Genomic DNA, 25,043 nt, shown 5'->3' with positions numbered 1-25,043 from the left:
CCCTCGCCGACCGTAGAACTCTCCCGTCGGCAACGGAGGGTGCATCGGTGATGGTCCGAACGGGTGACGGGCACCCGCCCGGAGATCACTCAGCGGAGAGTCAGCGGCGGCGCTTGCGCTGCTGCTGACGCCGGGAGGCCCGGTTCGACCCGCCCTGCCCCGACATCCGCTCGGCCGCGGTCTGCTGGGCGCGACCGCCTGCGGCGTCCTCGTTGTGCACCTCGACCCCGCCCTCGTCGTCCAGGCTCGGCGCCGAGTACTGCAGCTGACCCGACCGGCTCGGGGCGACCAGGCCCTTGGCCACGAGGATCGGCGCGTCCGCCGTCTGCGCCTCGGGCTCCTCCTCGACCTGCACCTCGATGTGGAAGAGGTAGCCGATCGACTCCTCCTTGATGCCGTCGGTCATCGCCTGGAAGAGCGCGTAACCCTCGCGCTGGTACTCGACCAGCGGGTCGCGCTGGGCCATGGCCCGCAGGCCGATGCCCTCCTTGAGGTAGTCCATCTCGTAGAGGTGCTCGCGCCACTTGCGGTCCAGCACCGACAGCGTGACCCGGCGCTCCAGCTCCCGCATCACCTCGGAGCCGAGCTGTTTCTCGCGGTTGTCGTAGGCCAGCTGCGCATCGGCGATCAGCTCGGTGAGGAGCATCTCCTGGGTGACGTGGTCGCGGCCGCCGGCCTCCTCGAACACGTCCTCCTGGGTGATCGAGACGGGGTAGAGCGCCTTCATCGCGCGCCACAGCTCGTCGAAGTCCCAGTCGCCGGCGAAGCCCTCGGCGGTCGCCCCCACCACGTAGCTGCGGATCACGTCGTCGATGAAGTGGCGGACCTGCTCGTGCAGGTCGGCGCCCTCCAGCACCTCGCGGCGTTCGGCGTAGATGACCTCACGCTGCCGGTTCAGGACGTCGTCGTACTTCAGGACGTCCTTGCGGATCTCGAAGTTGCGGCCCTCGACCTGGCTCTGAGCGCTGGCGATCGCCCGGCTGACCATCTTCGACTCGATCGGCACGTCGTCCGGCATCTTGGTGGCGTTCAGGAAGCTCTCCACCACGCCGGAGTTGAACAGCCGCATCAGGTCGTCGGTCAACGCCAGGTAGAACCGGCTCTCGCCCGGGTCGCCCTGCCGGCCCGACCGGCCCCGCAGCTGGTTGTCGATCCGCCGCGACTCGTGCCGCTCGGTGCCCAACACGTAGAGGCCACCGGCCTCGATAACCTCGTCGTGCTCGGAGGCGACCGCGTCCTGCGCGGCCTTCAACGCCTCCGGCCACGCCGCCTCGTACTCCTCCGGCGTCTCGACCGGGTCGAGCCCGCGGGCCTTCAGCTCCGCGACCGCGGTGAACTCGGCGTTCCCGCCGAGCATGATGTCGGTGCCGCGGCCGGCCATGTTCGTGGCCACCGTGATCTGCCCCTTGCGCCCGGCCTGCGCGACGATGGCCGCCTCACGCTCGTGCTGCTTGGCGTTCAGGACGTCGTGGGGCAGGCCGCGCTCGCGCAGCATCATCGACATCAGTTCGCTCTTCTCGACCGACGTCGTGCCGACCAGCACCGGCTGGCCGGTCTGGTGCCGTTCGAGGACGTCGTCGGCGATGGCGTTGAACTTCGCCTCTTCGTTCTTGTAGATCAGGTCGGGCTGGTCCAGGCGCTGCATCGGCCGGTTCGTCGGGATGGACACGACGCCCAGCTTGTAGATGCTCATCAGCTCGGCCGCCTCGGTCTGGGCGGTACCGGTCATCCCGGAGAGCTTGTCGTACATGCGGAAGTAGTTCTGCAGCGTGATCGTGGCCTGGGTCTGGTTCTCGCTCTGGATCTGCACCCCCTCCTTGGCCTCGATCGCCTGGTGCAGCCCCTCGTTGTAGCGGCGGCCGGGCAGGATGCGCCCGGTGTGCTCGTCGACGATGAGCACCTCGCCGTCCTTGACGACGTACTCCTTGTCGCGCTTGAACAGCTCCTTCACCTTGACGGCGTTGTTCAGGTAGCCGACCAGCGGGGTGTTCACGCTCTCGTAGAGGTTGTCGATGCCGAGGTAGTCCTCGACCTTCGCGATGCCCGACTCCAGGACGCCGACCGTGCGCTTCTTCTCGTCGACCTCGTAGTCCTCGTCGATGCGCAGCCGCTGCACGATCTTGGCGAACTCCGTGTACCACTTGGTCGGCTGGTCCGCCGGTCCGGAGATGATCAGCGGCGTCCGCGCTTCGTCGATGAGGATCGAGTCGACCTCGTCGACGACGGCGAAGTTGTGGCCGCGCTGCACGAGCTCCTCGCTCGACCAGGCCATGTTGTCGCGCAGGTAGTCGAAGCCGAACTCGTTGTTGGTGCCGTAGGTGATGTCGGCGGCGTAGGCCTCGCGGCGCTCGGCCGGGGTCATCCGGGACAGGATGCAGCCCGTGGTCAGGCCCAGGAACCGGTAGACGCGGCCCATCAGCTCCGACTGGTACTCGGCCAGGTAGTCGTTGACGGTGACCACGTGCACGCCCTTGCCGGACAACGCGTTCAGGTAGGAGGCCGTCGTGGCGACCAGCGTCTTGCCCTCACCGGTCTTCATCTCCGCGATGTTCCCGAAGTGCAGCGCCGCGCCGCCCACGATCTGGACGTCGAAGTGCCGCTGGCCGAGCGTCCGCTTCGCGGCCTCCCGGACCGCCGCGAAGGCCTCCGGCAGCAGGTCGTCGAGGCTCTCGCCGTCGGCCACGCGGGCCTTGAACCGCTCGGTCTCCTCGCGCAGTTCGACGTCGGTGAGCCGCTCGAAGTCCTCCTCGAGGGCGTTGACCTGCGCCGCGAGGCCCTGCAGCCGCTTCAGGGTGCGGCCTTCGCCCGCGCGCAGGAGCTTGTCGACGATCTTCACCACGGCCTGGTCTCCCGCACTCTCGTCGTGACCGCACGCTGCGCGCGGTCACTTCTCATGGCATGACGAACGACCCCCGCCCGCCGTGCCCGGACCATCGTAGACAGGACTGCCGTGCCCATGGGGTCCCGGCGCATCGTTGCCCGTGCGGGCCACGTGCGAAAGGCTCTGGGGGTGACCTCCAGACCGGAGCGCGGCCCGGTGCCCGACGTCCCCCGGCTGGACGACGGTGCGGTCACCCTGCGTGCGCTGCGCACCTCCGACATCGACGCGATCGTGCGGCACGGCGCCGATCCGCTGATGCAGGAATGGACGCGGGTCCCGCTGGACTACACGCGGCGTGACGCCCAGGACTTCCTGACCCACGTCGCGGAGGGCTGGCGGCAGGGCAGCGAGTACGGCTGGGCGATCGAGACCGAGGGCCGCCTGGCCGGCACCCTCGACCTGCGCCCGCAGGGGCAGGGCCTGGCCGAGATCGGGTACGCCGGCGCGGCCTGGGCGCGCGGCCGCTCGGTGGTGACCCGGGCCGTGCGCCTGGCGGTGGCGTGGGGGTTCGAGTCGTGTGGTTTCGAGGTGGTCCGCTGGCAGGCCCAGGTCGGCAACTGGGCCAGCCGCCGGGTCGCCTGGGCGACGGGCTTCCGGTTCGAGGGCACCGTGACCGCGCTGCTGGAGCACCGGGGACGGCGGGTGGACGGCTGGATCGGGTCATTGCGACGCGGCGAGGCGATGCAGCCCCTGAACCGCTGGTGGGAGCCGGTGGACCTGGCCGGTCGGCGGGTGCGGCTGCGGGCCCCACGCGCGGACGACGTCCCCCGGCTGGTCGAGGCCTGCCGCGACGAGCGCACGCAGCGCTGGCTGCCGCTGGTGCCGAACCCCTACGCCGCGGACGACGCACACCGGCACCAGGCCCGGTTCCGCGAGCGGGCCGCGCTCGGCGAGGCGGTGCACTGGACCGTGGCAGGCCCCGACGCGGACGAGTTCCTCGGCGAGGTGGCCGTCTTCACCCACCCCGGCGAACCGTCGTCCGGTGAGGTCGGTTACCTCGCCCATCCCGACGCCCGTGGCCAGGGCGTGATCACCGAGGGGGCACGGCTCGCCGTCCGGCACGCGCTGATCCCGGCGGAGGACGGCGGGCTCGGGCTCGACCGGGTGTTGCTGCGGGCCGCGGTGGGCAACGAGGCCTCGCACGGGGTGGCCCGGCGGCTCGGGTTCGCCCGCGCGGGTGTGGACCGGCTCGGGTCGCGACTGCGGGACGGGACGCTGCTCGACGACGTCCGGTACGACCTGACGGTGCAGGACCTCGGCGCGCTGCTGGACGACCCGGCGGACGGCGCGTGAGCGGTCGCCGCCAACCGTCGCTGAACCTGCCGTCCCCGGCGGAGTACGCCCTGCTGCGCCCGTGGCGCAGCGAGGACGCCACGGATCTGCTGCTGATGCGCCGGGACCCGCTGAACGAGCACTACGCGGGCCGCCTGCTGCAGGGCCGTGGGGAGGCTCTGGCCCGGATGAGCGAGTGGGGCGCCGGGTGGCAGGACGGGACGGCGGCCAGCTGGGCGATCGTCGCGGCCGACGGCCAGCAGCTGCTCGGCATGGTGACCTTCGGCCTGGTGCAGGCGGACCTGCTGACCGGCTCGGTGGGCTACGAGCTGATGCCGCAGGCCCGGGGGCGAGGGTTGGCCACGGCCGCGGTCCGGGCGGCGACCAGCATCGTGTTCCAGCGGCTGGGGTGGCACCGGATCGAGCTGTACCACGCGGTCGAGAACGACCGCTCGTGCGCGGTCGCCCGGCGGGCCGGTTACCTCTTCGAGGGCGTGATGCGTTCGGCGATGCGCTACCCCGTCGACGGCCGCTACTCCGACGAACACCTGCACGCCCGGATCGCCACCGACGAACAGCCATGACCAAGATCGTCGGTCGAGTGCACGAATGCCGAGTCGGACTTGCTATCCGCGCACCCGTTCGATGATCTTGGTCAGCCCCGGACGGCGTGGGCCAGGGCCGGGGCCAGGTCGCCGAAGGGCTCGACCGCGACGTCGGGCAGGCCGAGCCAGTCGGCCAGGTCCCGCAACTCGGCCGCCAGTTCGGCCGCGACCCGGGGCGTCTCCCCCGCCGGTTCGACCCAGGCCTCGGCGTGGGCCGCCCGCACCCGCAGCACGCCGTCGCCGACGAACCGGTCGGCCTTCAGGTCGACCCGGGCGACGAGCCGGTCGTCCACCAGGAAGGGCAGCACGTAGTAGCCGTGCACCCGCTTCTCCTCGGGCGTGTAGATCTCCAGCCGGAACCGGAAGTCCCACAGCGCCTCGGTGCGGGGACGGAACCAGATCAGGTTGTCGAACGGGGACAGCAGCGCCCGGCCCGTGACCCGGCGCGGGAAGGTCGCGGACGCGGACAGGTACGCCGGGCGCGACCAGCCGGCCACCTCGACGGGCGTCAGCCGGCCCGCCTCGACGAGTTCGGCGATCGCGGCGCGGGACTCCTCGGGCTTGAGGCGGAAGTAGTCGCGCAGGTCGGGCTCGGTGGCCACGCCCATGGCCGCCGCCGAGACCGCGACCAGCTCGCGGCGCGCGTCGGCGGGCGTCGGGTCGGGGGCCTGGGACACCGCGGGCGGCAGCACCCGCTCGGGCAGGTCGTACCGTCGCTCGAACTGCGTGGTGCGCCCGGCCGAGGAGATCTGCCCGTCCCAGAACAGATACCCCACGGCCCTTTTCGCGTCACTCCAGTTCCAGCCCCAGTTCGAGCGGTCACGCGGTTTCTCGTGCCCGAGGTGCGCCTCGAGCTGCTTGGCGGTGACCGGACCGTGCCCGGCCACCACGTCGAGCACCTGCTGCAGCAGTTCCTTCTGCGCAGCCACCTCGCGCATGCCGCCCCACGCCTCGTCACGGGCCCGTTGCATCCGCCAGCGCAGCAACCGGTGCGTCTCGGGCGGGACGAACGACGCCTCGTGCGCCCAGTACTCGACCAGCCGGCGCGGCGGCTTGGACGCGGCCCGGTCGAGCAGCCCCCGGTCGTAGCCACCGAGCCGGCTGAAGGCGGGCAGGTAGTGGCTGCGCGACAGCACGTTCACCGAGTCGATCTGCAGGACGCCGACCCGGTCGACCAGCCGCTGCACCTGCCGCATGGTCACCGGACCGGACGGGCGCCCCCCGAACCCCTGGGCGGCCAGCGCGGTGCGCCGGGCCTGGGCGAGGGTGATGCGTTCACGAGCCACACCCAGACACTAGACACGGCCACCGACAGCCTCAGAATGAGCGCATGGGCATATTCGACGAGGTCAAGAAGAAGGCGACCGAGTTCGCCGAGAAGAACCCCGACAAGGTCGAGAAGATCTCCGACGCCGTCATCGAGAAGGTCGGCGACGCCGCGGACACCGCGACGAAGCACAAGTACAGCGACCAGATCGCCAAGGCCGAGGCGAAGGCCGACGACTCGATCGGCATCGAGAAGGCCTGACCGACGCCGGCTCGAGCCTTGCGCAGGCACGGGCGCACGACCGGACCACGCCGGGCGGCGGGGCCGACCGACCCCGCCGCCCGGCGTCGTCCGGGTGGCTCAGCCCTTCAGCGCCTCCGCCGGGACGGGCGCGTGCCCGTTGAGCGGGGCGTGGCCGTTCAGCCCGTTCTCGCGGGCCTCCGCCGCCGTGACCTCGGCCGGGTCGCCCGCGTGCAGCTTGAGGACGCCGTAGTTCCACCCCTGCCGCCGGTACACGACGCACGGCTTGCCGCAGGTGGAGTCCACGAAGAGGAAGAAGTCGTGGCCGACCAGCTCCATCTCGTAGAGCGCCTGCTCCACGGTCATGGGGGCGGCGTAGTGGTCCTTCACGCGGATGACGACCGGGCTGTCGGCCAGGTCCTCCGCGCCCTCGGGGAGATCGGTGCGGACCTCCGGCTCGTCGTCCGGCAGGAGTTCCTCGGCCGCCGACCGCGGTGAGACGCCGAGCCCCGAGCGCACGGACTCCGGGTTGTGCCGGCCGTGGTGCACCTTCTTGCGGTCGCCGAGGCGGCGCAACCGCTCGACCAGCTTGGCGGCCGCCAGGTCGAGCGCCGCGAGGAAGTCCTCGGCGCTGGCCTCCGCCCGGATCACCGGGCCCTTGTCCCTGACCGTGATCTCCACCCGTTCGCAGTGGGCGGCCTGGCGCGGGTTTCGTTCCCGGGACCATTCGACGTCGATCCGGTGCGCGCGCGGAGCGAACTGGGTCACCTTCGCGAGCTTCTCCTCGGTCTGACGGCGGAAGCGCTCCGGGACGTCCGTCCGACGTCCGGTGATCACGATCTCCACTTCGGATCCTCCTCGGTTGGGCCTGCAGATGGGTACGGGTACAACGCCGCACTGGCCACGTGAGTTCTGGGTACGGATCAGCTGGGAACGAGCTGTGGATCCTGCGGAACGGGTCTCGCCCGGCCGGCGCCGGGCCGTAGCGGCTCGCTGTTCGGGCCGGACGGCGGGACAGCCCTCAGGGACCTCGGCGCGGCCGTGATTCCGCCGGGCGGGTGAGGTGGCCGGAGCGTGCCGTCCATGACGTGAGGCTAGTGCAGGACCACGCCCGGCAACACCCCGTGGCGCCTCAAAGTCACGCTCAGGCAGCAAGCCTCCGGAGCCTGCAGACCGGCTCTGACCAGCACTTTGGTCGCTTCGCGCACAGTCGCCCCAGTCGTCACCACGTCGTCCACCAGGAGTACTCGGGCCGCGGCCAGGCCGCCCGCCGCCGCGGTCTCCCGCATCGCCCCGGCCAGGTTCTCCCGGCGCTGCTCGGCCCCCAGACCGGCCTGGTCCTGCACGGCCCGGGCCAGCCGCAGGGCTGGGACGACGACCGCCTCGATCCCCTGTCCGCGCAGGTTCCGCGCGGTGCGGCCCGCGAGGTCCGCGGTCAGGTCGGCGCCGCGCCGGCGCCGGGCCGCGCGGGACGTCGGCACGGGCACCAGAGCCACCCGGCCCGCGCAGCGGGGTGGCCCGGTAGCCCTCAGGGCCGCGGACACGGACGCCGTCAGCCCGGCGGCCAGGTGAGGCGTGAGGTCGAGGCGGCCGTGCTCCTTCCAGGCCGAGACGAGGCGGCCCGCCGTCCCGCCGTAGGCGCAGGCCGCCCACACCCCGGCCGGACGAGCGGAGCCGGGCAGCGGACACCAGCGGGCCTCCCCGTACCAGCGGGCGCAGGCGGTGCAGACGGCCGCCCCCGGGGTGCCGCAGGCGGCGCACACCGCGGGCCAGACGAGGCCGGACAACGCTTCGGCGAGCGAGACGAGTGCCATGGGTGAAAGTCCAGCAGCGTGTCGGGTGCCGACCGGGGTAGGAGGCGCTCGGACTGTGCACAAACCCGTGGTCCTGGCTGCTGTGGACGACTCGATCCTGCGTTTGCGCATGATCAGCGCGATGTTGCTGCGTTTGCGCATGATCAGCGCGGGAGGGTGTTGATCATGCGCAAACGCAGCATCGTCAGCCCGGGTACGAGGCCCAGCGCGCGCTCGACGCCTTCTGCCAGTTGCGCAGGAACGAGTACGTGCCCTTGTCGGTGCCGACCGACAGCGACGCCTCTCCGTCCCCGGCGGTGATCGTCTTCGCGCCCTTCACCGTGCCGCGGCCGGCGACGGGCCCACCGATCTGGGCGACCCAGATCCGGTCGGAACTGCCGCTGCGCTCGCCGAGCACCGCCACCTGGTCCTCGTCGACCCAGGTCGCGTCCACCACGGACTTCAGGTCGGGGATCAGCGTGAACGGGTCGGTGAGCGACTTGGGCCGGCCCTCGTCGTCGCGGCGCACGCCGGCCACGTAGAGCCGCCCGGTGCCCTTGACCGTGGCCGCCACCAGGGCCCGCGCGCCGTCCCGCGAGACGGCGACCGCGTTCAGCGTCGCACCGTCCAGCCACTTGGCCGTCACCTTGACCGCGTCGCCGCCGGTGCGGCCCGCGACGAGCGAGCCACGGTTGTCGCCGACCCCCGTCCAGACCCAGCCCTGCGGGTCGAACGACGGCCCGACCAGCTCCGAGCCCTTGGTCACGGTGACTGCCTTGTCGCTGCCTTGGGTCTGCATCAGCAGCCGACCACGGTCGGCGTCCAGCGCCGCGTAGGTGGTGTGGTCGGCCGAGACCGCCGGGCGGTTGACCCCGTCCACGCGCAGCCCGTCGACCGCGTCGACGACCTCCAGCGAGCGACCGGAAAGCCATGCGAGGCGGCCCTTGTCGTCGATCACGAGAGCCTGGTCACCGACCGGTGGGTCGGCCTGCAGCCAGGGTCGGGCGTTCGGCTCGGCTGCGCCCGCCGCTCCGTGGGTGTTCGGCGACGGGGCCGGGACGGCGTCTCCGGTGTCGAACTCGGCCTTGCGCACGGTGACCCGCACCGACCCGATGTTGCGCAACTGCCCGAGGGTGGCCTCGAGCTGGCCGACCAACAGGAGCCGATGCCAGGAGTCCGCCTGCAGCACTTCGCTGCTCAGGTCGACGTCAGCCACCGCGTCCGAGACGACGACGGCCCCCAACGCCATCTTCGTGCCCGGCGGCGCCCCCGTGGTGACCGCGTCGGCCCATCGGGACGGTGGCCCCTGCAGCAGCACCCGGACCAGCGCCGTGGGCACCTCGGGCGATCCCGGGGTGTCGCTCGAGGCGGCGAACCAGTGCACGTCGGGGATCAGGTAGGAGCCGGTCGGATCGGGGAAGTAGACCGGGAAGGAGCGGAAGATCGTCCGGAAGTCGTTGGCCCCGATCAGGATTCCGTCGTCGAGCTTCGAGATCCGCCACTCGCCGAGTTCCCGGCGCAGCTCGAACTTCTTCGTCGTCGTGGTCCCGGGAGCGCGCTGCTCGTACCGGCCGTCGCCGTCGACGTGCACCGAGACGGCAGCCCGCACGGTGACCTCGGCGACCTCATCGCCGTCCTTCTCGGTGGTCTTCGCGTTGATCGACAGGTCCTTCTCACCGGGGTACACGTCGATATCGGCGTCGGGCCGCCAGGCCAGCCTGGTGCCGGTGGCCAGGAAGTCGCGGGCGACCGAGTGGTCGTCGCCGAAACCGACCGAGGCGCGGACGAATCCGAGCACGGTCCGCTCCGGGTCGGCGCCCGTCACCGGGCCTTCGGGGATGACCTGCGAGATGCCCTCGCGCGGGTCGGGGTCACCGAGGCCGCCGCTGACCACGGGCCCGGTGCGCGGAATCTGCGCGCACCCCGCCAGGGCCAGCCCGAGCACGACCGCGGCCGCCGTGAACGCCGCGCGCGCCGGCGTCCGGCCTCGCCCCGAACGCGAGCGCGGACACGAGCGCGCGGCGAGCCGCGCCCGCGGTCGGGTCCTCACGTCGTGCCCGCCGGCTGCACGGGTTCACCCGCGTCGCGGGCCCCGCCGTCCCCCTCATCGGCACCGTCGCCGTCCGCCCGGCCCGGCCCGCCCTCGATCAGGGCCGCGAGCTCACCGGTCGGCGGCCCGGTCGGCACCGGGTCGCCCAGGCGCCGCTCACCGCGCGGGCCGAGCGGCAGCGGCGAGAGCGTCAGCTCCGCACCGGCGTGCCGGGGCACCGTGAGCCGGAAGGTAGCACCCTGGCCGACCTGCCCCCACGCCTGCAGCCGGCCGCCGTGCAGGTTGGCGTCCTCCTGGGCGATGGCCAGGCCGAGGCCCGTGCCGCCGGTCGAGCGGGCCCGCGCCGGGTCGGCCCGCCAGAACCGGTTGAACACCATCTCCAGGTCGTCGGCGTTGATCCCGACGCCGTGGTCCCGCACGGCCACCGCGACGGCGTTCGCGTCCCCGGCCACCTCGACCTCGATCGGCATTCCCTCGCCGTGCTCGATGGCGTTGCCGACCAGGTTCCGGACGATCCGCTCCACGCGCCGGGCGTCGATCTGGGCGATCGCCGGTTCCGTCGGCAGCATCAGCTCGACCCGGCTGCCGCGCCGTTCGGCCAGCGGCCGCAGCGTGTCGACGACCCGGATGACCACCTCGCGCACGTCCGCGGCCTCGACCTCGAGCACCGCCGCACCGGCGTCGAACCGGCTGATCTCCAGCAGGTCGGCCAGCAGCGACTCGAACCGGTCGAGCTGCGTGTGCAGCAGTTCGGCGGAGCGGGCGAGCACCGGGTCGAAGTCCTCGCGCCCCTCGTGGATCACCTCGCTGGCCATGCGGATGGTCGTGAGCGGGGTCCGCAGCTCGTGCGAGACGTCGGAGACGAACCGGCGTTGCACACGGGACAGCTCCTCCAGCTGGTGGATCTGCCGTTCCAGGCTGGCCGCCATGCCGTTGAACGCGCGGGCCAGACGGGCCAGGTCGTCCTGCCCGCGCACCGGCATCCGGCGGTCCAGCTGCCCCGACGCGAGTTCCTCGGCGGTGCGCGCGGCCTGCTGTACGGGCGCCACGACCTGCCGGGTCACGACGTAGGCGACCCCGCCGACCAGGAGCACCAGCACGGCCCCGCCGACCAGGAACGTCTGCTGCACCAGGTCGAGGATCTGCTGCTCCCGCTCGAGCGGGTAGACGAAGTAGAGCTCGTAGTCCCCGGACAGCGGCACGTTGATGATCGAGCCGACCGCGATGGCCGGCGTCCCCGCGCCCCCGGTCGCGTCGGGGATGCTGGTCAGCTGCACCTGCTGCCGCGGGTAGCGGGCGTTCACCGCGGTGCGCAGGCTGGCCGGGATCACCGACGGGGTGACGCCCACGTAGCGCGGGCGCAACCCGCCCTCCGCGTCGGTCTGCCCGTCGGCGTCGCTGGCCCGCAGGGCCCGGACCAGCACGACCCCACGGCCCTGGTCGTTGCTGGCCAGCGACTGGGTGAGCTGGGTGAAGAACTCGTCCTGCTTGTCGGCGCTGCGGTAGTCGGACGCCTGCACCCGGTCCTTCGTGTCCCTGGTCAGCTTCGCCGACTCGGCCATCGCGCTGGCCTCGCGCGACTCGATCAGCCCGTCGCGGATCCGGACCTGGAGGAACGCGCCCAGCGCGAACACGACCAGCAGGCCGAGCAGCATGGTGGTGGCCACGACCCGCAGCTGCAGCGAACGCTGCCAGCGGCGGCGGACCTGGCCGGCCAGGCGGCGCGACCGGCGCCGGACGACGGTCGGGTGCAGGTCGGCCGGACGGAGCCGACGGACCCGGTCGAGGGCCCGGTGCGTCGCCCCGCGCAGGCGGGCCAACGCCTGGATCACTACGCGGGTCCCGCCTTGTAGCCGACGCCGCGCACGGTGACGACGATCTCCGGGTTCTCCGGGTCCTTCTCGATCTTGGAGCGCAGGCGCTGCACGTGGACGTTGACGAGCCGGGTGTCGGCCGCGTGCCGGTACCCCCAGACCTGCTCCAGCAGCACCTCGCGGCTGAACACCTGCCACGGCTTGCGGGCCAGCGCGACCAGCAGGTCGAACTCCAGCGGCGTCAGCTGGATGGGCTCACCCGCGCGGCGCACCGAGTGGCCGGCCACGTCGATCTCGACCTCACCGATCTGCAGCGCCTCGGGCGCCGGGTCGCCGGTGCTGCGCAGCCGGGCCCGCACCCGGGCGACCAGCTCCTTCGGCTTGAACGGCTTGACGACGTAGTCGTCGGCGCCGGATTCCAGCCCGAGCACGACGTCGACGGTGTCGCTCTTGGCCGTGAGCATGACGATCGGGACGCCGGACTCCGCCCGGATCTGGCGGCACACCTCGATCCCGTCCCGGCCGGGCAGCATCAGGTCGAGCAGCACGAGGTCGGGGCGTGAGCCGCGGAACGCGTCCAGCGCCTGGTTGCCGTCGGCGCAGAACGTGGGCTCGAAGCCCTCCGTACGCAGCACGATCCCGAGCATCTCCGCCAGCGCGTTGTCGTCGTCCACGACGAGCACACGTCCCCTCATGGGCGCATGCTCTCAAATCCGGAGCACATCCGGCGAGGTGGGCACGCACAAGGCGTCCGACCAGCGTGATGTGGGTGCGAGCGCATAGGGTCGTGGGAGCCGGTTCGCACCGCAGAAAAGCTGCGTCGACTCGATGTGGGGGCACAGGATGAGCCAGCCGTGGTCGGCGCCCGGAGGCGAACCCGACCCTGACCAGGGCGGGCCGGGGACGACGCCCGCCGGGTGGGGAGCCCCGCCTCCCCCACCGCCGGCGCAGCCCGGTTGGGGTCCGCCCCCGCCGCCGCCGTCCGGGTGGGGTGCGCCGCCGGCCGCCGCCGGGTGGGGCACGCCGCCCCCGCCGCCGCAGGGCTGGTCGGGCGCGACGTCGGGGATCGTGCCGATGCGGCCGCTGTCTCTGGGTGACATCTACGACGGGGCGATCCGTGCGATCCGGGCCAACCCCCGCACCATGGTCGGCTTCTCGGCCGTGGTGATCGCGATCTTCACCGTGCTGCTGACCCTGCCGCAGGCCGCCTTCACCGGGGTCCTGCAGAGCAGCCCGCTGCTCGACTGGGAGCCGGGCGACCGGGTGCGCAGCGAGGACGTGGCCGACCTGGTCGGCGCCAGCAGTTTCGGCATCATCCTGCCCGTGGTCACCCAGGCGATCGTCACGACCGTGATCACCGCCCTGCTGATCACCGCGGTCGACCGGGCGGTGCGCGGCACCCTGATGCGGCCGGGTGAGCTGTGGGCGGTGACCCGGCGGCGGGTGCCGGCCGCGCTCGGGCTGGCCGTCCTGCTGGTCCTGATCGCCATGCTGGTGATGGCGGTCGCGGTGGTGCCCGGCATCGTCCTGCTGGCCGCCGTGAACGACACGCCGGTGCTCGGCGTGCTGGTCCTGCTGGTCGGCGTCCCGGCCGGCCTGGCCGCGCTGGTCTCGCTGCAGTTCGGCTGGTTCGCGCTGGCCGCGCCCGCCCTGCTGCTGGAGAACCGGTCCGTGTTCTCGGCGCTGCGCCGCTCCGCCGGGCTGGTCCGGCGCAGCTTCTGGCGGGTGCTGGGCATCGGCATCCTGACCGCGATCGTCGGCGCCTTCGTGAGCGGGTTCTTCACCCTGCCCACGACCCTCATCTCGTCCCTCCTCGGTGACGTGCTCGGCCACGACGCCTACTGGAAGGACCTGGCCGTCGTGGCGGTGCAGAACACCGGGCAGGTGATCGCGGGCGCCGTGGTGTACCCGTTCACGGCGGCGGTCAGCGCGCTGCTGTACCTCGACCTGCGGATGCGTCGGGAGGGGCTCGACGTCCAGCTGATGAGCGGCCGATGATCGGCCTGCTCGCCAGCGTCCCGGCGAGCGTTCCCGTCCAGCCGGGGCGGGAGGCCGCGCAGGACCTGCTGCTCGACGAGCTGGCCAAGCAGGAGTACCAGGAGGCCCGCCCGGGCCTCATCTCCCGGTGCCTGGACTGGCTCTTCGACCAGTTCAACCGCATCGACGTCTCGGGCGGCGGCAGCGCCCGGCCCTGGGTGACGGCGGCGGTGCTGATCGTCGTCCTCCTGGTCCTGGGTCTGGCGCTCTGGCTGGCCGGCGGCCTGCGCCGCACGGCGCGCGGCGAGAAGCAGGTGGTGCTGGACGACGGCAGCCTCACCACGGCGGCGCAGCAGCGGGCGGACGCCGAACGCGCGGCGGCGGCGGGCGAGTGGGAGGTCGCGGTCGTGGCCCGGTTCCGCGCGGTGGCGCTCTCGCTCGAGGAGCGCGCGGTGATCGCGGCCCTGCCGGGCCGCACGGCGCACGAGGTGGCGGTGACGGGGGGCGAGTCGTTGCCGGACCTGGCCCGCGACCTGGTCGCGGCGGCCGACGTGTTCGACCGGGTCCGCTACGGGCACCGGCCGGCCGGCGAGGCGGAGTACGCGGCGGTACGCGACCTCGACGACCGGGTCGGGCGGGCCCGGGTCGGGGTGGGCGGGTCCGCGGTGGCCGGCGGCTTCGAGGTGCCGGTGTGAAGCGGGTCGCCTCGGCGCGCGGCGCCGCGCTCGGCGTCCTCGTCGTGCTGGTCGCGGCAATCCTGCTCGCGCTCCTGAACCCGACCCAGGACAACGGCGGCTCCCTGGACCCCACCAACCCCGGACCGGCCGGTTCGCGGGCCGTGGTGCAGGTGCTGCGCGCGCAGGGCGTGACGGTCGACGCGCTGACCGACTCCCGCCAGGTCGCCGAGAACGCTCGCGGGGCAACGGTTCTCGTGAACGGCGCCGAGATCCTGGTGGACAGCCAGCTGGCCCGCCTGGCCCGCGCGGGGGCGAGCCGGATCGTGCTCATCAGCCCGACCCAGCCGACCCTCGACGTCCTGGCCCCCGGCGTCCGCGGCCGGGGCGGCGTGGACGATCGCACCGCACGACCCGACTGCGCCGACCCCGACGCCGGTGCGGCCGGCGAGGCCGCCGCGGGCGGCGAGCTCTACTCGCTGCTGCGCGCGCGGGACCCCCAGGACCCGGACGACGACGCCGCGCCGCTCGCCCCCGCCTCGGCCGTGCTCTGCTACCCGGAGCCGACCGAGGGCGGCCCCACGGGGGTGACCCCCGTCCGGGAGGGGTCGATGGTCCGCACCACCGGTCCGGGCGGGGTGGACGTCGTGGTGCTCGGCCGGTGGGACCTGCTGGCCAACGACACCGTGGACGACGACGGCAACGCGGCCCTCGCCCTGCGGCTGCTCGGCGGTACCGACCGCCTGGTCTGGTACACGGTCGACCCGCTCGAGCCGGCGCCCGGCGAACGGCACGAGACGTTCAACGACCTGCTGCCCGCCTGGGTGCCGTGGGTGGGGGCGTGGCTGCTCGTCGTCCTGCTGGCGGCCATGCTGTGGCGCGGCCGGCGGCTGGGCCCGCTGGTCGGCGAACCGCTGCCGGTCGTGGTGCGGGCTGCGGAGACCCAGGAGGGGCGGGCCCGGTTGTACCGGCAGGCCCGGGCGCGGGACCGGGCCGCGGAGGGGTTGCGCGCGGCGAGCGCCCGGCGACTGGCCCGGCGGTTGTCGGCCGGGCCGCAGACCTCGGGTCGTGAACTGGCGCTGCTGGTCGCGGAACGCAGCGGGCGGCACGTGTCGGACGTGGAGCGGATACTGCTCGGCGACGACCCGGCCTCGGATGTGGAACTGGTCCGGCTCGCCGATCAGTTGGACCGGCTGGAACGGGCCCTTGCGAGAGGGTCTGCCGGGCACGAGCGTACGAACGAGAGGACGTCGGGGTGACCGAGCAGGTGGGCGGTACGGGGCAGCTGGGCGGTACGGGGCAGCTGGACCCGGTGGGGGACGCGGCGCGGGCGCGCGACGCGCTGGGCCGGGTGCGGCAGGAGGTCGCGAAGGCCGTCGTCGGGCAGGACGCCGCGGTGACCGGGCTGGTGATCGCCCTGCTGTGCCGCGGGCACGTGCTGCTGGAGGGCGTGCCCGGCGTGGCCAAGACCCTTCTGGTCCGGGCCCTTTCGGCGTCATTGCAGCTGGGCACCGCCCGCGTGCAGTTCACCCCCGACCTGATGCCGGGCGACATCACCGGGTCGCTGGTCTACGACAACCGGACGTCGGAGTTCTCGTTCCGGGAGGGGCCGGTGTTCACGAACCTGCTGCTGGCCGACGAGATCAACCGGACCCCACCCAAGACGCAGGCCGCCCTGCTCGAGGCGATGGAGGAACGGCAGGTCAGCATCGACGGGCGACCCCGCAAGCTGCCCGACCCGTTCGTCGTGATCGCCACCCAGAACCCCGTCGAGTACGAGGGCACGTACCCGTTGCCCGAGGCCCAGCTCGACCGGTTCCTGCTGAAGCTGACCATGCCGCTGCCCAGCCGCGACGTGGAGCTGGAGGTACTGGCGCGGCACGCGGCCGGGTTCGACCCGCGCGACCTGGCCGCGGCCGGGGTCTCCCCCGTCGCCGGTCCGGCCGACCTGGCGGCGGCGACCCGGGCGGTGCGCGCCGTCCGGGTGGAACCGCAGGTCATGGCCTACATCGTCGACGTCGTGCGGGCGACCCGGCAGTCGCCGTCGCTGTCGCTCGGGGTGTCGCCGCGCGGCGCGACCGGGCTGCTCGCGGCGGCCCGGGCCTGGGCGTGGATGTCCGGGCGCGACTTCGTGACGCCCGACGACGTGAAGGCCTTGGCCCGCCCGACGCTGCGGCACCGCGTGCAACTGCGGGCCGAGGCGGAGCTGGAGGGCGTGCAGGTGGACGGCGTGCTGGACGCCGTGCTCGCGTCGGTCCCGGTGCCGCGGTAGTGAGCGCGGCGTTCGAGTTCGAGGCGCCGCTGTACCGGTGGGCGGCGCGGGTGGACTCGTGGTTCTTCGTCGCCCTGCCCGAGGACGTGGCCGACGCCATCGACGAGTTGTCGCCCGTGAAGGGCGGCTTCGGCTCGGTGCCGGTGTCCGTGGCGATCGGCGGCAGCGAGTGGGAGACGTCGGTCTTCCCGGACGACGGGCGCGGCACCTTCGTGCTGCCGGTCAAGAAGGCGGTACGCACCAGGGCCAAGGTCGGCGAGGGCGACGTCGTGCAGGTGTGGCTTCGGGTGCGGGAGGTCTGACGGTGACGGGATGGCGGTGACCGGATGGCGGTGACGGGGCGGTTCGTGGTGCTGGCCGCGGCCGGGCTGATCCCGGTCGCGCTGCTGCCCGGTTTCGGCGCGGCGCTGGGCTGGCTGGGCGTCATGCTGCTCGCCGTACTGGTCGACCTGGCGCTGGCCGGGTCGCCGAAGAGGCTCGTGGTGGAACGCGATCCGGTGCCGGCCGTGCGGCTGGGCGAGGCGGTGGACGCGCCGTACGTGGTGACCAACGGCGGGCGGCGGCGCGTGGTCGGCGTCGTGCGTGACGCCTGGCAGCCGTCGGCGGGCGTGGTGGGTAGGTCGCAGCCGATCGACGTCCCAGCCGGTGACCGCCGCCGGCTCGGCACCCGGCTGGTCCCGACCCGGCGCGGGGACCGCACGGTGCAGCGGCTCGTCATCCGGTCGTTCGGGCCCCTGCGGGTGGCCGGCCGCCAGCGGTCGCTGGAGGCGGGCGGGACCGTGCGGGTCCTGCCCGCGTTCCACTCGCGGCGGCACCTGCCGTCGAAGCTGGCCCGGCTGCGTGAGCTCGACGGGCGCGCCTCGGTGCAGGTCCGCGGGCAGGGCACCGAGTTCGACTCGTTGCGCGACTACGTCGCCGGTGACGACGTGCGCTCGATCGACTGGCGGGCCACGGCCCGGCGGCAGTCGGTGGTGGTGCGCACGTGGCGGCCCGAACGCGACCGGCGCGTGCTGCTGGTCCTGGACACGGCCCGGACGTCGGCGGCGCGGGTCGGTGACGAACCGCGCCTCGACGCCGCGATGGACGCCGCCCTGCTGCTGGCCGCGCTGGCGTCCCGCGCCGGCGACCGCGTCGATCTGCTGGCCCTCGACCGGCGGGTGCGGGCCCGGGTCGAGGGCGCGTCGCGGACCGAGCTGCTGCCGCGGATGGTCGAGGCGCTCGCCCCGATCGAGGCCAACCTCGTCGAGGCCGACTGGGACCTGATCTCGTCGACCGTCCTGAGCCGGGCCCGGCGGCGCTCGCTGGTCGTGCTGCTCACCCCGCTCGACGCCGCCGCCGTCGAGGAGGGGCTGCTGCCCGTCGTCCCGGCGCTGGCCCGCCGGCACCTGGTCCTCGTGGCCTCGGTCGCCGACCCGCGGGTCGCGGAGATGGCCGCCGCGCGCGGTGATTCGTACGCCGTCTACGGTGCGGCCGCCGCCGAACGGGCCCGGCTCGACCGCGCGGCGACCGTGGCCGAACTGTCCCGGCTGGGCGCCGAGGTGGTCGACGCCGAACCGCGCGTCCTGGCCCCGCAGCTGGCCGACCGCTACCTGGCCCTGAAGGCCGCCGGCCGGCTCTGAATCACCTCCCCCTGGCAGCCCCGCCGCATCCGCGCCCGAATCGGTGGCCATGAGCGCCCGGACGGACCTCATGGCGACACTTTCGGCCGCACCTGTGCGAAGGCGCCAGTACGCGCATGATCACGACGGGGGCCGGGGTTGGTCCTCGGTGGTCTCGGCGGCGGGGGTCACGTCGTCCCGGACGTCGATGACCGTCCGGACGGTGACGCCCGGGGGCAGGGTGGGCTCGCCGTCCAGCAGCCGGGCGAACTCGCGCTCGGCGAGCGCGAGGGCGGCGCGCATCGCCGTCCGGCTGATCTGGGCCGAGGTCGCGAGATAGGTGGCCCGCAACTGCAACTGGGCCCGCGCGTGCTCGGGGTCGGAGGCGTGCTCGGCCTCGGTCTCCAGTTCGTGCAGCGAGTGCTCGGCGGCGGCCTCGGCCCGTTGGTGGGCCCGCACGACGATCTCCTGGTAGCGCCGCCGGATGCCGTCCACCGCGTCGCGGGCCGCCGCCTCGGCCCGGGAGCGACTGCGGGCCGCCTCCTGCCAGGCGCGCGAAAGTGCTTGCTCCGCCATGATTTCCGCGGTCTCCAGACGGGCTGCAGCGCGGCGTTCGGCCTGCTCGACGAGCGTGACGGCCTCGTCGTGCGCGGCCTCCTTCAGCCGCATCGCGCGGGCCTCGGCGTCCGCCAGGTGCCGGTCGGCCAGCGCCTTCGACTCCTGCAGCCGGCGGTCGGCCTCCGCGAGCCGGGCGTCGGCCACCTCCTGCGCTTGGGCCAGCAGGGGTTGCAGGGCGATCGGCCCGGTGACCGGCGAGGCCCCGTCGGACGCGCGGGGGGTGGCGGCCTGCCACTCCTGCCGGATGTAGCGGTGCAGCCGGTCGAGTTCGCGGCGCAGGTCCTCCACCTCGGCCTCGCGGGCCGCCAGCCGGCCGCGCAGCGCGGTGACGTGGCGGTCGACGGGTTCCTGCTCGTAGCCGCGATGACCCCACGCGGTGCGGGGGAACGCGCCGACGACGTGCGACTCGCCGTCCCCGTCCCGGGCTTCGGGGATCACGACCGGTTCGATCATCCCTGCCCCTTCGAGGACGAGCTATTAACCGATAGCGACCGATCTGCGACTAACAGTGACAACTGTAGGTAACGCGAGGCCAACTACACAACGCAAATGACCAAATACCCTCTGAGACCGGTGCTCAGCCCACGACCGGCCGGAGGTCCCCCTGCAGCTCGGAGCGCAGGTCACCGGTCTCGCCGGCCGCCGCCGCGGGCCGCCCGAACCACCACACGTAGGCCAGGAAGAGCAGCCAGACGGTCGCCCCGATGCCGATCCGGGCCCACGTGGGCAGCGGCGACGGCGTCACGAACGCCTCGACCACCCCCGACACGAGCAGCACGACGACCAGCCCCAGGGCGACCGTCACCATCGAGCGCCCCTCCCGGGCTATGGCGTCGGCCCGGGACCGCGGACCCGGGTCGACCCACGACCAGAACAACCGCAGCCCGGCACCGGCCGCGACGAAGACCGCCGTCAGCTCCAGCAGGCCGTGCGGTGTGATCAGCCCGAAGAACAGCCCGATCCGGTCGTTGGCGGCCATCAGCCCGCCGACCAGGCCGAGGTTCACGGCGTTGGTGAAGATCACGTACGCCACGCCGACCCCCGTGATGCCGAGGATGAAGCACTGCGCGGCGACCCAGGCGTTGTTGGTCCAGACCTGGGCGGCGAAGGCCGAGGCCGCGTGCTCGCTGTAGTAGCTCTCGAAGTCGTTGTCCACCAGCTGCCGGATGTCCTCCTGCGAGGCGATCGAGGCCTGCACCCTGGGGTTCGACGCGACCCAGGCCCCGAGCGGGACGGCGATCAGCGCCGTGGCCAGGAACGACCCGAACGCCCACCAGCGCGACCGGTACACCGCCGCCGGGAACGAGACCGTGGCGATCCGGGCGACCTCGCGCCAGATCGGTTCGTGCGCACCGCCGACCTGCGTGCGGGCCCGCGAGACCAACCCCGACAGCGACGAGACGAGGGCGGCGTCCGGGGTCGAGGACTGCACCACCGACAGGTGGGTGGCGGCCCGCTGGTACAGCTGCACCAGCTCGTCGGCCTCCGCGCCCGTGAGCCGCCGGCGCCGGGACAGCGCCCGCAGCCGGTTCCACTCCCCCTGGTGCACCGCGACGAACGCTTCAAGGTCCACGGACCTACCGTAGCCTTGGCCGGGTGAGCATGCCGGGGGCTGCGAGCCCGCAGGTCGAGGGGACGACGTCGGTGGGGACGAACCCCGTCACCGGCGAGGCGGTGGTCATCGACCTGCGCCCGGCCACCTTCATCACCCGTGGCCTGGCCCTGGCGCTCGACCTGTTCATCATGGCGATGCTCATGCTGCTGGTCAGCTTCGTGGTGCTCTCCGCCGCGATGCTCGACGACGCCGCCCTGGCCGCGATCCTGCTGGTCTCCGAGCTGGCCGTGCTGATCGGCTATCCGTGGCTGCTGGAGACGTTCACCCGCGGCCGCTCGGTCGGCAAGCTCGCCGCCGGGCTGCGCGTGGTCCGGGACGACGGGGGCCCGATCCGCGCCCGGCAGGCCCTGATCCGCACTCTGCTCGGGGTTTTCGACTTCTACATCACCTCGGGCGTGGCCGCGATCTTCACCTCGCTGCTGAACAGCCGCGGCAAGCGCCTGGGCGACCTGCTGGCCGGCACGTACGTGATCCGGGAGCGGGCCCGGCCCGAACAGTTCGTCCCGATCTTCATGCCGCCCCCGCTCGCCGCCTGGGCCGCGGGCGCCGACCTGGGCCGGATCCCCGACGGGCTGGCCGTCGCGGCCCGCCAGTTCATCGGCCGCAGCGCCTCGCTCGCCCCGTCGTCCCGTGAGGCGATCGGCGCCGACCTCGCGACCCGGATGCGTGGCTACGTCTCCCCGCCCCCGCCGGGGAACCCGCCGGTCGAGGAGTACCTGCGCGCCGTCCTCGCCGAACGCCGGCGGCGCGACCACGACCGGCTCGCCCGGCGCGCGGCCGAGCGCGACGTCCGGCGCGCGCGCAACGAGCACGCCTCCGTGCTGACGGACGTCGGGTCCTCACTGCCGCGCTGATCCTTCCCCGCCGGTACCGATCGGTACCAGAATGGGCGCCCGACCGAGGAGGGTGCCGCTCATGGTGGAGCAGGTTCTGGCAGGCAGGGTCGCGCTGGTCACCGGCGCCGCCCGTGGGATGGGCGCCGGGGTGGCGCGGGGACTCGCCGCGCACGGGGCCCGGGTCGCCCTGGTCGGGTTGGAACCCGAGCAGCTGGCCGAGCAGGCGCAGCGGTGCGGCAACGGCTCTCGGGCCTGGACGGCGGACGTCACCGACCAGGCCCGGATGACCGAGGTGGCGAACGAGGTCCGCGAGCAGTTCGGGCGCATCGACGTCCTGGTGGCCAACGCCGGGGTCGCCACCGGCGGCACGCTGCGGATCGCCGACCCGGCGGCGTACGACCGGGTCATCGAGGTGAACCTGCTGGGCTCGGTGCGTACGGCCCGCGCGGTCCTCCCCCACCTGATCGAGAGCAGGGGTTACTACCTCCAGATCGCCTCCGCCGCAGCGCTCCTGCCCACCGCGGTGATGGCCTCCTACGCGGCCAGCAAGTCGGGCGTCGAGGCCTTCGCGCACGCCGTCTCGGGCGAGGTGCTGCACCTGGGCGTCGACGTCGGCATCGGCTACCTGATCTGGACCGACTCCGACATGACGTCCGGCATCGGCGAGCACCCGGCCCTCAAGGCCGCGCACGACGCGATGCCGTGGCCCGTCAACCGGGTCTACCCGGCCCAGCCGGCCATCGACGCGCTGGTCGACGGCGTCCTGCGCCGCAAGGGCCACGTGATGGCCCCGAAGTGGCTGTGGTTCACCTACTGGAACCGTGCCGCCTCGGCGCTGCTGGCCCCCCGCATCGCCAACCGGTTCGCGCGGCGTGCCGAGGCGGAGTACCGCCGGCACCCGGAGCAGATCGGGCTGGTCGGCGCGGGGGGCGCCGCCGACGCCAACCGAGGAGCATCCGATGACGCGTGACCTGACCGGCCAGGTCGTGATGATCACCGGGGCCGCGCGCGGCCTGGGCGCCGCACTGGCCCGCGAACTCGCCGGGCGGGGCGCCCGCCTCGCCCTGGTCGGGCTCGAACCGGACGAGCTGCAGGCGCAGGCCGAGGCCTGCGGAAACGGGGCCCAGGCCTGGACGGCGGACGTCACCGACCAGGCCGCCATCAGTGCCGCGGCCGAAGGCGTGCGCGCGGCGTTCGGGCGCATCGACGTCCTGGTCGCCAACGCCGGCGTGGCCACCGGCGGCACCCTGCGGATCGCCGACCCCGTGTCCTACGACCGGGTGGTCGAGGTCAACCTGCTCGGATCCATCCGCACCGCGCGGGCCGCCCTGCCGCACCTGATCGACAGCAAGGGGTTCTACCTGCAGATCGCCTCCGCGGCGGCGCTGGTGCCCAACGCCGTGATGGGCTCCTACTGCGCGAGCAAGTCGGGCGTGGAGGCCTTCGCACACTCGGTGCGCTCGGAGGTCCGGCACCTCGGTGTGGGCGTCGGCATCGCCTATCCGTTGTGGATCGACACCGAGATGGTTCGCGGCATGGACGAGTACCCGGCCTTCACGATCGCCCGTAAGGGGTTGCCCTGGCCGATGAACAAGACCTACCCGGTCGCGCCGGCGGTTCGCGCGCTGGCGGACGCCGTCGCTGCCCGGCGGGTGCACACCATGTTCCCGAGGTGGCTGTGGTTCCTCTACGCGAACCGGGCGATCTCGCCGTCGGTCACGCCGTTCGTGGTGGGGCGGCTGGCGCGGCGGGCCGAGAAGGCGCACGCGCAGGCCCCGAAGCGGCTGGGCCTGACCGGTGCGGGTGGCGCCGCGGACGACGCCACCCGCTCCGGCGAATGACTCAGTAGCGGTAGTGCTCGGGCTTGTACGGGCCCTCGACGTGCACGCCCAGGTACTCGGCCTGGCCCTTGGTCAGCTCGGTGAGCTTCACGCCGAGCGCGGCCAGGTGCAGGCGGGCGACCTTCTCGTCCAGGTGCTTCGGCAGCACGTAGACCTGCTTGTCGTAGTCGCTCGTCTTGGTGAACACCTCGATCTGCGCGATGACCTGGTTGCTGAACGAGTTGCTCATCACGAAGCTCGGGTGGCCCGTGGCGTTGCCCAGGTTCAGCAGCCGGCCCTCGGACAGGACGATGATCGACTTCCCGTCCGCGAAGGTCCACTCGTGCACCTGCGGCTTGATCTCGGTCTTCGTCACGCCCGGGACTTTGGCCAGGCCGGCCATGTCGATCTCGTTGTCGAAGTGGCCGATGTTGCCGACGACGGCCTTGTCCTTCATCTGCTGCATGTGCTCGGCGGTGATGACGTCGTAGCAGCCGGTCGTGGTGATGAAGAAGTCACCCTCGCCGACGACGTCCTCCAGGGTGGTGACCTGGTAGCCGTCCATCGCCGCCTGCAGCGCGCAGATCGGGTCGACCTCGGTCACGACGACCCGGGCGCCCTGACCGCGCAGCGACTCCGCCGCACCCTTGCCGACGTCGCCGTAGCCGCAGACCACCGCGACCTTGCCGCCGATCAGGATGTCGGTCCCGCGGTTGATGCCGTCGACCAGCGAGTGCCGGATGCCGTACTTGTTGTCGAACTTCGACTTGGTCACCGAGTCGTTCACGTTGATGGCCGGGAACAGCAGGGTGCCCGCGCGCTGCATCTCGTACAGGCGGTGGACGCCGGTCGTGGTCTCCTCGGTCACGCCCTTGATCTCGGCCGCGATCTTCGTGAACCGGTCGGGGGTCGCCGCGAGCGAGCGACGCAGCACCTCGAGGATGACGCCGTACTCCTCGGAGTCCTCCGCGGTGGTGGCGGGCACCGCACCGGCCTTCTCGAACTCGACGCCCTTGTGGACCAGCAGCGTCACGTCGCCGCCGTCGTCGAGGATCATGTTCGGGCCGGTGCCGTTGCCCCAGTCGAGCACCTGCTCGGTGCACCACCAGTACTCCTCCAGCGTCTCGCCCTTCCAGGCGAAGACCGGCACGCCCGCCGGGTTCTCGGGGGTACCGGTGCCGACGACGACCGCGGCGGCGGCCGTGTCCTGGGTGGAGAAGATGTTGCAGGAGGCCCAACGGACCTCGGCGCCGAGCGCCGTCAGGGTCTCGATCAGGACGGCGGTCTGCACCGTCATGTGCAGCGAGCCGGTGATGCGCGCGCCGGCGAGCGGCTTGGACTCGCCGTACTCCGCGCGCAGGGACATCAGGCCGGGCATCTCGTGCTCGGCCAGGCGGATCTCGTGGCGGCCGGTCTCGGCCAGGGACAGGTCAGCAACCTTGAAGTCGAACGACATGCGGGGTTTCCTCCGAAAAGGGGTGATGGGCAGGGGCGAGCCACAGCGGTTTTGCGCTCGTCACCCCGGCACGGCCCCTCTGGGCCAGCGGCATCACCTGCGCCGGAACGCGAACCAGGATAGCAACCCCGCGGGGGGGGGGGGGGGGGGGGGGGGGGGGGGGTGGGGGGGGGGGGGGGGGGGGCGGGGGGCGGGGGGGGCCCCCCCCCCCGCCCGCCCGCGGCCCCCGGGGCGGGGCGGGGGGTGGGGGGGGCG

At 73.1% G+C, this 25,043-nt stretch carries 22 protein-coding genes; 12 read left to right on the top strand and 10 right to left on the bottom strand.

Features of this window, described 5'->3' with window-relative positions; genetic code table 11:
* Positions 1–100: 100 nt before the first annotated feature.
* On the bottom strand, positions 101–2,839 hold the full coding sequence (secA, locus tag ACIB24_RS06275; protein WP_398276862.1) for a preprotein translocase subunit SecA: 2,739 nt from the start codon (positions 2,837–2,839) through the stop codon (positions 101–103).
* Positions 2,840–3,010: 171 nt separating this feature from the next.
* On the opposite strand from secA, the gene ACIB24_RS06270 reads away from it, so the two are divergent.
* Together ACIB24_RS06270 and ACIB24_RS06265 are read left to right on the top strand one after the other, a co-directional pair.
* Complete coding sequence (locus ACIB24_RS06270) at positions 3,011–4,174, top strand: GNAT family N-acetyltransferase (protein WP_398276859.1); 1,164 nt, start codon at positions 3,011–3,013, stop codon at positions 4,172–4,174.
* Positions 4,171–4,737, top strand: coding sequence for a GNAT family N-acetyltransferase (locus ACIB24_RS06265; RefSeq protein ID WP_398276856.1), 567 nt, complete (start codon positions 4,171–4,173; stop codon positions 4,735–4,737). Before ACIB24_RS06270 ends, ACIB24_RS06265 begins: the two co-directional genes overlap by 4 nt.
* Before the next feature lie 71 nt (positions 4,738–4,808).
* Here the strand turns inward: ACIB24_RS06265 and ACIB24_RS06260 are convergent, their stop codons facing one another.
* Complete coding sequence (locus ACIB24_RS06260; RefSeq protein ID WP_398278732.1) at positions 4,809–6,050, bottom strand: winged helix-turn-helix domain-containing protein; 1,242 nt, start codon at positions 6,048–6,050, stop codon at positions 4,809–4,811.
* 38 nt (positions 6,051–6,088) lie between these two features.
* Between ACIB24_RS06260 and ACIB24_RS06255 the strand changes: the two genes are divergently transcribed.
* Positions 6,089–6,286: an antitoxin gene (locus tag ACIB24_RS06255; RefSeq protein ID WP_398276853.1), complete on the top strand. Its 198-nt coding sequence runs from the start codon at positions 6,089–6,091 to the stop codon at positions 6,284–6,286.
* A 99-nt stretch (positions 6,287–6,385) separates the two neighbouring features.
* Here ACIB24_RS06255 and hpf read toward each other — a convergent pair whose 3' ends face one another.
* The 5 genes from hpf to mtrA all read right to left on the bottom strand — a co-directional run bounded on the left by hpf (position 6,386) and on the right by mtrA (position 12,617).
* A complete protein-coding gene (gene hpf / locus ACIB24_RS06250) occupies positions 6,386–7,111 on the bottom strand; it encodes a ribosome hibernation-promoting factor, HPF/YfiA family (protein ID WP_398276850.1) in 726 nt (241 codons plus the stop codon).
* 248 nt (positions 7,112–7,359) lie between these two features.
* Entirely contained in the window at positions 7,360–8,079 is a 720-nt protein-coding gene (locus ACIB24_RS06245; RefSeq protein WP_398276847.1) for a ComF family protein, read from the bottom strand.
* Positions 8,080–8,263: 184 nt separating this feature from the next.
* Positions 8,264–10,108: an LpqB family beta-propeller domain-containing protein gene (locus ACIB24_RS06240; RefSeq protein ID WP_398276844.1), complete on the bottom strand. Its 1,845-nt coding sequence runs from the start codon at positions 10,106–10,108 to the stop codon at positions 8,264–8,266.
* Complete coding sequence (mtrB, locus tag ACIB24_RS06235) at positions 10,105–11,940, bottom strand: MtrAB system histidine kinase MtrB (RefSeq protein ID WP_398276841.1); 1,836 nt, start codon at positions 11,938–11,940, stop codon at positions 10,105–10,107. The genes ACIB24_RS06240 and mtrB overlap by 4 nt, the downstream gene beginning before the upstream one ends.
* Complete coding sequence (gene mtrA, locus ACIB24_RS06230; protein ID WP_398276838.1) at positions 11,940–12,617, bottom strand: MtrAB system response regulator MtrA; 678 nt, start codon at positions 12,615–12,617, stop codon at positions 11,940–11,942. Before mtrA ends, mtrB begins: the two co-directional genes overlap by 1 nt.
* Before the next feature lie 148 nt (positions 12,618–12,765).
* Between mtrA and ACIB24_RS06225 the strand changes: the two genes are divergently transcribed.
* Genes ACIB24_RS06225 through ACIB24_RS06200 form a run of 6 tightly spaced genes read left to right on the top strand, consistent with a single transcriptional unit; the run spans position 12,766 to position 18,464 of the window.
* Positions 12,766–13,920: a hypothetical protein gene (locus tag ACIB24_RS06225; RefSeq protein ID WP_398276835.1), complete on the top strand. Its 1,155-nt coding sequence runs from the start codon at positions 12,766–12,768 to the stop codon at positions 13,918–13,920.
* Complete coding sequence (locus ACIB24_RS06220) at positions 13,917–14,594, top strand: DUF4129 domain-containing protein (protein WP_398276832.1); 678 nt, start codon at positions 13,917–13,919, stop codon at positions 14,592–14,594. Before ACIB24_RS06225 ends, ACIB24_RS06220 begins: the two co-directional genes overlap by 4 nt.
* Positions 14,591–15,832, top strand: a complete 1,242-nt coding sequence (locus ACIB24_RS06215; protein WP_398276830.1) for a DUF4350 domain-containing protein — start codon at positions 14,591–14,593, stop codon at positions 15,830–15,832. Before ACIB24_RS06220 ends, ACIB24_RS06215 begins: the two co-directional genes overlap by 4 nt.
* A 53-nt stretch (positions 15,833–15,885) precedes the next feature.
* Positions 15,886–16,845, top strand: coding sequence for an AAA family ATPase (locus ACIB24_RS06210; protein ID WP_398278729.1), 960 nt, complete (start codon positions 15,886–15,888; stop codon positions 16,843–16,845).
* Positions 16,845–17,147, top strand: coding sequence for a DUF1905 domain-containing protein (locus ACIB24_RS06205; RefSeq protein WP_398276828.1), 303 nt, complete (start codon positions 16,845–16,847; stop codon positions 17,145–17,147). The genes ACIB24_RS06210 and ACIB24_RS06205 overlap by 1 nt, the downstream gene beginning before the upstream one ends.
* 24 nt (positions 17,148–17,171) lie before the next feature.
* Positions 17,172–18,464, top strand: coding sequence for a DUF58 domain-containing protein (locus ACIB24_RS06200; RefSeq protein ID WP_398276826.1), 1,293 nt, complete (start codon positions 17,172–17,174; stop codon positions 18,462–18,464).
* Between the two features lie 120 nt (positions 18,465–18,584).
* Here ACIB24_RS06200 and ACIB24_RS06195 read toward each other — a convergent pair whose 3' ends face one another.
* Positions 18,585–19,514: a hypothetical protein gene (locus tag ACIB24_RS06195; RefSeq protein ID WP_398276823.1), complete on the bottom strand. Its 930-nt coding sequence runs from the start codon at positions 19,512–19,514 to the stop codon at positions 18,585–18,587.
* A 124-nt stretch (positions 19,515–19,638) separates the two neighbouring features.
* Positions 19,639–20,634 (bottom strand): stage II sporulation protein M, encoded by a 996-nt coding sequence (locus tag ACIB24_RS06190; RefSeq protein WP_398276821.1) that lies wholly within the window; start codon positions 20,632–20,634, stop codon positions 19,639–19,641.
* A gap of 29 nt (positions 20,635–20,663) precedes the next feature.
* Between ACIB24_RS06190 and ACIB24_RS06185 the strand changes: the two genes are divergently transcribed.
* The 3 genes from ACIB24_RS06185 (at position 20,664) to ACIB24_RS06175 (ending at position 23,353) form a co-directional block, all read left to right on the top strand.
* Positions 20,664–21,530, top strand: coding sequence for an RDD family protein (locus ACIB24_RS06185; RefSeq protein WP_398278726.1), 867 nt, complete (start codon positions 20,664–20,666; stop codon positions 21,528–21,530).
* Positions 21,531–21,591: 61 nt separating this feature from the next.
* A complete protein-coding gene (locus tag ACIB24_RS06180) occupies positions 21,592–22,482 on the top strand; it encodes an SDR family oxidoreductase (protein WP_398276818.1) in 891 nt (296 codons plus the stop codon).
* Positions 22,472–23,353 carry a short-chain dehydrogenase/reductase gene (locus tag ACIB24_RS06175; protein ID WP_398276815.1) on the top strand — a complete coding sequence of 294 codons (882 nt, stop codon included), beginning with the start codon at positions 22,472–22,474 and terminating at the stop codon, positions 23,351–23,353. Before ACIB24_RS06180 ends, ACIB24_RS06175 begins: the two co-directional genes overlap by 11 nt.
* Before the next feature lies 1 nt (position 23,354).
* On the opposite strand, the gene ahcY is transcribed toward ACIB24_RS06175, so the two are convergent.
* Positions 23,355–24,788 (bottom strand): adenosylhomocysteinase, encoded by a 1,434-nt coding sequence (gene ahcY, locus ACIB24_RS06170; RefSeq protein WP_398276812.1) that lies wholly within the window; start codon positions 24,786–24,788, stop codon positions 23,355–23,357.
* Positions 24,789–25,043: the final 255 nt, after the last annotated feature.

Source organism: Spongisporangium articulatum, from assembly GCF_044465595.1.
Lineage (GTDB): Bacteria > Actinomycetota > Actinomycetes > Actinomycetales > Kineosporiaceae > Spongisporangium > Spongisporangium articulatum.
This window is presented reverse-complemented; position numbering and strand designations above follow the sequence as displayed.

Coding starts and splice junctions, on each gene's coding strand:
- ACIB24_RS06255 (WP_398276853.1), top strand. CDS start 6,089: ATGGGCATATTCGACGAGGTCAAGAAGAAGGCGACCGAGTTCGCCGAG.
- ACIB24_RS06245 (WP_398276847.1), bottom strand. CDS start 8,079: ATGGCACTCGTCTCGCTCGCCGAAGCGTTGTCCGGCCTCGTCTGGCCC.
- mtrA (WP_398276838.1), bottom strand. CDS start 12,617: ATGAGGGGACGTGTGCTCGTCGTGGACGACGACAACGCGCTGGCGGAG.
- ACIB24_RS06225 (WP_398276835.1), top strand. CDS start 12,766: ATGAGCCAGCCGTGGTCGGCGCCCGGAGGCGAACCCGACCCTGACCAG.
- ACIB24_RS06220 (WP_398276832.1), top strand. CDS start 13,917: ATGATCGGCCTGCTCGCCAGCGTCCCGGCGAGCGTTCCCGTCCAGCCG.
- ACIB24_RS06200 (WP_398276826.1), top strand. CDS start 17,172: ATGGCGGTGACGGGGCGGTTCGTGGTGCTGGCCGCGGCCGGGCTGATC.
- ACIB24_RS06195 (WP_398276823.1), bottom strand. CDS start 19,514: ATGATCGAACCGGTCGTGATCCCCGAAGCCCGGGACGGGGACGGCGAG.
- ACIB24_RS06185 (WP_398278726.1), top strand. CDS start 20,664: ATGCCGGGGGCTGCGAGCCCGCAGGTCGAGGGGACGACGTCGGTGGGG.
- ACIB24_RS06180 (WP_398276818.1), top strand. CDS start 21,592: ATGGTGGAGCAGGTTCTGGCAGGCAGGGTCGCGCTGGTCACCGGCGCC.
- ACIB24_RS06175 (WP_398276815.1), top strand. CDS start 22,472: ATGACGCGTGACCTGACCGGCCAGGTCGTGATGATCACCGGGGCCGCG.
- ahcY (WP_398276812.1), bottom strand. CDS start 24,788: ATGTCGTTCGACTTCAAGGTTGCTGACCTGTCCCTGGCCGAGACCGGC.